Origin of the sequence: Streptomyces hygroscopicus subsp. hygroscopicus (assembly GCF_001553455.1) — a bacterium.
Taxonomy (GTDB): domain Bacteria; phylum Actinomycetota; class Actinomycetes; order Streptomycetales; family Streptomycetaceae; genus Streptomyces; species Streptomyces hygroscopicus.
This window is the reverse complement of sequence record NZ_BBOX01000584.1, coordinates 1-5,674: the sequence shown is the minus strand read 5'-3', so window position 1 is coordinate 5,674 and position 5,674 is coordinate 1. Positions and strand designations below refer to the sequence as shown.

General features: G+C 73.1%; 4 protein-coding genes and 1 pseudogene. All 5 read left to right on the top strand.

The features are described 5' to 3' along the window. Positions 1-936, top strand: a 936-nt coding sequence (locus AXW62_RS38960) for a carbohydrate ABC transporter permease (protein ID WP_060948487.1), incomplete at its 5' end; no start/stop codon positions are given. Then, entirely contained in the window at positions 933-1,802 is an 870-nt protein-coding gene (locus AXW62_RS38955; protein WP_030835883.1) for a carbohydrate ABC transporter permease, read from the top strand. The genes AXW62_RS38960 and AXW62_RS38955, both read left to right, overlap by 4 nt. 185 nt (positions 1,803-1,987) lie before the next feature. Continuing rightward, positions 1,988-3,643, top strand: a complete 1,656-nt coding sequence (locus AXW62_RS38950; protein ID WP_060948486.1) for a beta-N-acetylhexosaminidase — start codon at positions 1,988-1,990, stop codon at positions 3,641-3,643. Between the two features lie 276 nt (positions 3,644-3,919). Next, the gene (locus tag AXW62_RS38945) at positions 3,920-4,819 is read left to right on the top strand and encodes an FAD binding domain-containing protein (protein ID WP_030835887.1); all 900 of its coding nucleotides are present in this window, start codon (positions 3,920-3,922) and stop codon (positions 4,817-4,819) included. After that, positions 4,816-5,674, top strand: a pseudogene (locus AXW62_RS38940) (hypothetical protein); the annotation flags it as partial. The gene AXW62_RS38945 and the pseudogene AXW62_RS38940, both read left to right, overlap by 4 nt.

Sequence of the window (5,674 nt, the reverse complement as noted above, 5' to 3'; positions counted from 1 at the left end):
GGGCCCGCCGCCCCGGCCGGGGGCCGCGCCGCGAAGCGAGCCGGGCGAGGGTCCTGGACCCCCTGGCTCTACCTCGCCCCCGCGCTCGTCGTCCTGGGCGGACTGCTGGTCTACCCCATCTACCAGCTCGGCCTGATCTCCTTTCTGGAGTACACCCAGGCGCAGGTCAGCGGCGGTGAGCCGACCACCTTCCAGGGGTTCGCCAACTACGCCGAGCTGTTCGGCGACAGCGAGTTCTGGAACGTCGTCGTGGCCACGCTGCTCTTCGCCGCCGTCTGCGTGGTCTCCACCCTCGCGGTCGGCTGCGCGCTCGCGGTGCTGCTGACGCGCGTACGGGCCCTGCCCCGGCTGGCGCTGATGCTGGCCGCGCTCGGCGCCTGGGCCACCCCGGCGATCACCGGCTCGACGGTCTGGGTCTTCCTCTTCGACCCCGACTTCGGGCCGGTGAACAAGGTCCTGGTGTGGTTCGGCCTCTCCGGGTTCGAGGACTACTCCTGGACGTACGAGCGCTACAGCGCCTTCGCCCTGGTGCTCTTCGAGGTCGTGTGGTGCTCGTTCCCGTTCGTGATGGTCACGGTCTACGCGGGTGTCAGGGCCATCCCCACCGAGGTGCTGGAGGCCGCCGCCCTCGACGGCGCCTCCACCTGGCGGATCTGGCGCACCGTCATGGCGCCGATGCTGCGGCCGATCCTCGTCGTGGTGACCATCCAGTCGATCATCTGGGACTTCAAGGTCTTCACGCAGATCTACGTCATGACGGACGGCGGCGGTATCGCGCGCCAGAACATGGTGCTCAACGTGTACGCGTACCAGAAGGCGTTCGCGTCCTCGCAGTACAGCCTGGGCTCGGCGATCGGCGTGGTGATGCTGCTGATCCTGCTGGCCGTCACGCTGGTCTATCTGCGGCTGCTGCGACGCCAGGGAGAAGAACTGTGAGCCACTCGCGCGTCTCGCTGCGCATCCGCCGCCCCTGGCGCTTCGCCGCCGAGGCCACCGCACTGATCGTCGCCGCCGTGGTCGCCTTCCCGCTGTACTGGATGGTGCTCTCGGCCTTCAAGCCGGAGGGGGAGATCCAGTCCACCGAGCCCCGGCCGTGGACGGCGTCCCCCTCGCTGGACTCCTTCCGGCGCGTCTTCCAGCAGGAGGACTTCGGCCGCTACTTCCTCAACAGCCTCTTCGTGGCCGGGGTGGTGGTGGTCGCGTCGGCGCTGATCGCCTTCCTCGCGGCGACGGCGGTGGCCCGCTTCCGGTTCCGCTTCCGCACCACGCTGCTGGTGATGTTCCTCGTCGCCCAGATGGTGCCGATCGAGGCGCTGACCATCCCCCTGTTCTTCCTGATGCGCGATCTGGGGGAGTCGGTGCCGGGGATCGGCCTCAACACCCTGGGCTCGCTGATCCTGCCGCACATCGCCTTCTCGCTGCCGTTCGCCATCTGGATGCTGCGCGGCTTCGTCAAGGCGGTGCCCGAGGCGCTGGAGGAGGCGGCCTGTCTCGACGGCGCCAGCCGCTCCCGCTTCCTGTGGCAGATCCTCTTCCCCCTGGTCTTCCCGGGACTCGTCGCGACGAGCGTCTTCTCCTTCATCTCCGCCTGGAACGACTTCCTCTTCGCCAAGTCCTTCATCATCAGCGCGACCGAGAACTCCACCCTTCCGATGGCACTGCTGGTCTTCTTCAAGGCCGAGGGCAACGACTGGGGAGGCATCATGGCGGCGTCCACCGTCATGACCATCCCCGTGCTGATCTTCTTCGTGCTCGTACAGCGCCGGCTGGTCTCCGGTCTCGGCGGCGCGGTGAAGGACTGACCGAGGGCCGCGGAGGGCTGCCGAGGGCCGGAGAGGGCCGCCGAAGGCGAGCACGGAGCGACCCGGACGGCCCCGGACCGGCTCCGCCCGGCCCGTACCGGTCCCGCTTGGCCCGTACCGGCTCCGCCCGGCCCGCACCGGCTCCGCCGCCCGGCCCGTACCGACCCCGACCGACAAGGACGCGGATGACACACGACGCCGCGGGGCTGATCCCCACGCCCCGCCACGACGACAGCAGGCCGGACCGCGCGGGCGCGCGGATCGACCCGCTCCGCACCGCCCTGGCCGCCGCCCCCGGCACCGAAGGGGTGGCCCGACTGCTGCGCGCCACCCTCGGCCAGGCACTCGGCCTGGCCCTGCCGGACGGCGAACCCGGCGCCCGCGACACCGTCACGCTGCGGATCGACGCCGCGCTGGAGCCCGAGGGCTACCGGCTCACCGTCGCCGACGGCCGGGTGGAGATCGCGGGCGGCACGGCCGCGGGCGTCCACTGGGGCACCCAGACCCTCCGTCAGCTGCTGGGCCCCGACGCCTTCCGGCGCGCCCCGCTGGGCGGCGCGCCGACCGCCCGGGAACTGGCGGAGCGGACGGTCACGGACGCGCCCCGGTTCGCCTGGCGCGGGATGATGCTTGACGTGGCCCGTCACTTCATGCCCAAGGACGGCGTCTTCGCCTATCTCGACCTGCTCGCCGCCCACAAGCTCAACGTGTTCCACTTCCACCTCACCGACGACCAGGGCTGGCGGGTGGAGATCCGCCGCTATCCGAAGCTCACCGGAACCGGCGCCTGGCGCGAGCGCACCAAACTGGGCCACCGGGCGTCCCCGCTGTGGGACGAGCGCCCCCACGGCGGCTACTACACCCAGGACGACATCCGCGAGATCGTCGCCTACGCCGCCGAGCGGCATATCACCGTCGTACCGGAGATCGACATCCCCGGACACTCGCAGGCCGCCATCGCCGCGTACCCGGAACTCGGCAACACGGACGTCATCGACACCGCCTCCCTCGGAGTCTGGACCACCTGGGGCGTCAATCCGAACGTACTCTCCCCCACCGACAACACGCTCCGCTTCTACGAACACGTGCTGGAGGAGGTCCTGGAGCTGTTCCCCGGCGACTTCGTCCACATCGGCGGCGACGAGTGCCCCAAGGACCAGTGGAAGGCGTCCCCGGCTGTCCAGGAGCGCATCCGCGCACTGGGCCTCGCCGACGAGGACGAGCTCCAGAGCTGGTTCATCCGCCACTTCGGCCGCTGGCTCGCCGAGCGCGGCCGCCGGCTCATCGGCTGGGACGAGATCCTGGAGGGCGGCGCGCCCGGCGCCCCGCTGCCCGAGGGCGCCGTGGTCTCCTCCTGGCGCGGCTACGCGGGCGGGGTCGCCGCCGCGCGGGCCGGCCATGACGTCGTCATGTGCCCCGAACAGCAGGTCTACTTGGACCACCGGCAGGCCCCGGGCGAGGACGAGCCGGTTCCGATCGGCTACGTCCGCACCCTGGAGGACGTCTACCGTTTCGAACCGGTTCCACCGCAGCTCACCGGCTCGGGCGCGGACCGGGTGCTGGGCGCCCAGGCCAACGTCTGGACCGAGGTGCTGGAGGACCGACGGCGCGTCGACTACCAGACCTTCCCCCGGCTCGCCGCGTTCGCCGAGGTCGTCTGGTCCACGCTGCCGCCGTCCCCCGCACGGGACTTCGAGGAGTTCGAGGGGCGCATGGAGGCACACTACGCGCGTCTGGACGCGCTCGGCGTGAGCTACCGCCCGCCCGCCGGGCCGCTGCCCTGGCAGCGGCGCCCCGGACTTCTCGGACGCCCGCGCGAGGGGGCGCCCCCGATCGTGTGAGCCGCCCCGTAAGGTGCGCACCGCGGCCCGCCGCCCCTGGGACCGTAGTCCCACCGGCGCAAGCGCAAATCGCACAAGGGTCCCTGAAACGTGGCAATCCACTCCCGGCGGAGACGTCGCCAGAAACCCGTACCATCCCCCAGGTCAGGGACGGATCCACGGATCACGGACCCACGCGGCGGCGGGCTCGGAAGATGTGCCAGAGTTGCCACGTCCGGGCTGTCAGCACGTACCGTACGGCGCAACAGCCGGGACACCGGGGAAGGGGCAGCTGGGTTGACCACGCACGCACCGCAGGCGGCGCACACGGTGACGTTGCCGGGCACGCTCGACGAGGCCGTCGCGGCGCTGGCCGCCATGCCCGCCGCCGTGCCCGTGGCGGGCGGTACCGATCTGATGGCCGCGGTCAACTCCGGCCTGCTGCGGCCCGCCGCGCTCGTCGGCCTCGGCCGGATCAGCGAAATCCGCGGCTGGCGCTATCTGGACGGGCACGCCCTCCTCGGCGCCGGACTCACCCACGCCCGGATGGGCCGCCCCGACTTCGCCGCGCTGATCCCGGCGCTGGCCGCGGCCGCGCGGGCCGCCGGACCGCCGCAGATCCGCAACGCCGGCACCCTCGGCGGCAACATCGTCACCGCCGCGCCCACCGGCGACGCGCTGCCGGTGCTCGCCGCCCTGGAGGCCACGGTCGTCATCGCCGGGCCCGAGGGCTCCCGCCGGGAGATCCCGGTCAGCCATCTGCTCGCCGGGGTCGACATGCTGAACCCCGGTGAACTCGTCGGATTCGTCCGGGTGCCGCTGCTGCACGCCCCGCAGACCTTCCTCAAGGCCACCGGGCGCACCGGCCCCGGCCGGGCCACCGCCTCCGTCGCCCTCGTCCTGGACCCCGCGCGGCGCGGGGTGCGCTGTGCGGTCGGCGCGGTCGCGCCGATGCCGCTGCGCCCCCTGGAGGCCGAGCGCTGGGTCGCCTCGCTCATCGACTGGGACGGCGACCGCGGCCATCTCGACCCGCAGGTCACCACCGCTTTCGGCGAGTACGTCGCCGCCGCGTGCATCCCCGATCCGCTGCCGCCGCAGGACGGAGGCGAGCCGGTCCCCCTGCCGCCCGCCGCGATCCACCTGAGGCGTACCGTGGCAGCCCTGGCCCGCCGAGCACTGGGGAGGGCACTCGCGTGAGTGACGAACAGCAGCCGCACCGGCAGGAGCCGGGCAGCGGATGGCAGCCGATGCCGCACGGCCCGGAGTACGACGCCGAGTCGACGGCCTTCGTCCAGATGCCGCCCGACTACGCGCACCCGGACCCGACCGATCCGTCCGGCCGTTGGGATCCGCTCGCCGCGCCCGGCACGGGCTACGCGCCGCCGCCGATGAACGCGGGGCACGGCGACCCGTCCCAGGGCGGCCAGTGGCAGCCGGCCGGCCACGACCAGGGCATGACCGGGCACTGGACCACGGCGGAGACCGACGGCGGCTACCTGTACGGCGGCCACCACGACCCGCACGGCTCCGGGCAGTGGCCGGTGCCGGCCGAGGACCAGCAGGGCCACCACCCGCCGCACACCGGCCACTGGCCGGTTCCGGGGACCGAGGAACCGGTGGACGACTGGCCGGTTCCGAGGGCCGAGGAGCCGGTGGACGACTGGCCGGTGCCCGCCCCGTCCGACGACGGCACCGGCGGGCCCGTCCACACCAGCCAGTGGACCATCCCGGTCGCGGGCGACGACGGTGTGGACGAGACCGGTGAGTACCGGGTCGACGACCACCCCGGCCCGGCGGCGCCTCCGTACGGCGGTCACCCGGACGGCCCCCAGGACCCGCAGACGACGGCCCAGTTGCGGATGCCGTTCGCCGGGCCGGCGCACCAGTCCCGGGCCGGGCAGCAGCAGGGGCACACCGGTCAGTGGTCGGTTCCGGCCGCCGACGAGGGCGTCGAGGACTCCGGGGAGTACCCGGTCGAGGGCCATCCGGGGCCGGCCGCCCCGCCTGCCGCGGCCACGCCGCCGCGCGCCCGCCGCCCGCTGCGCATGCCCG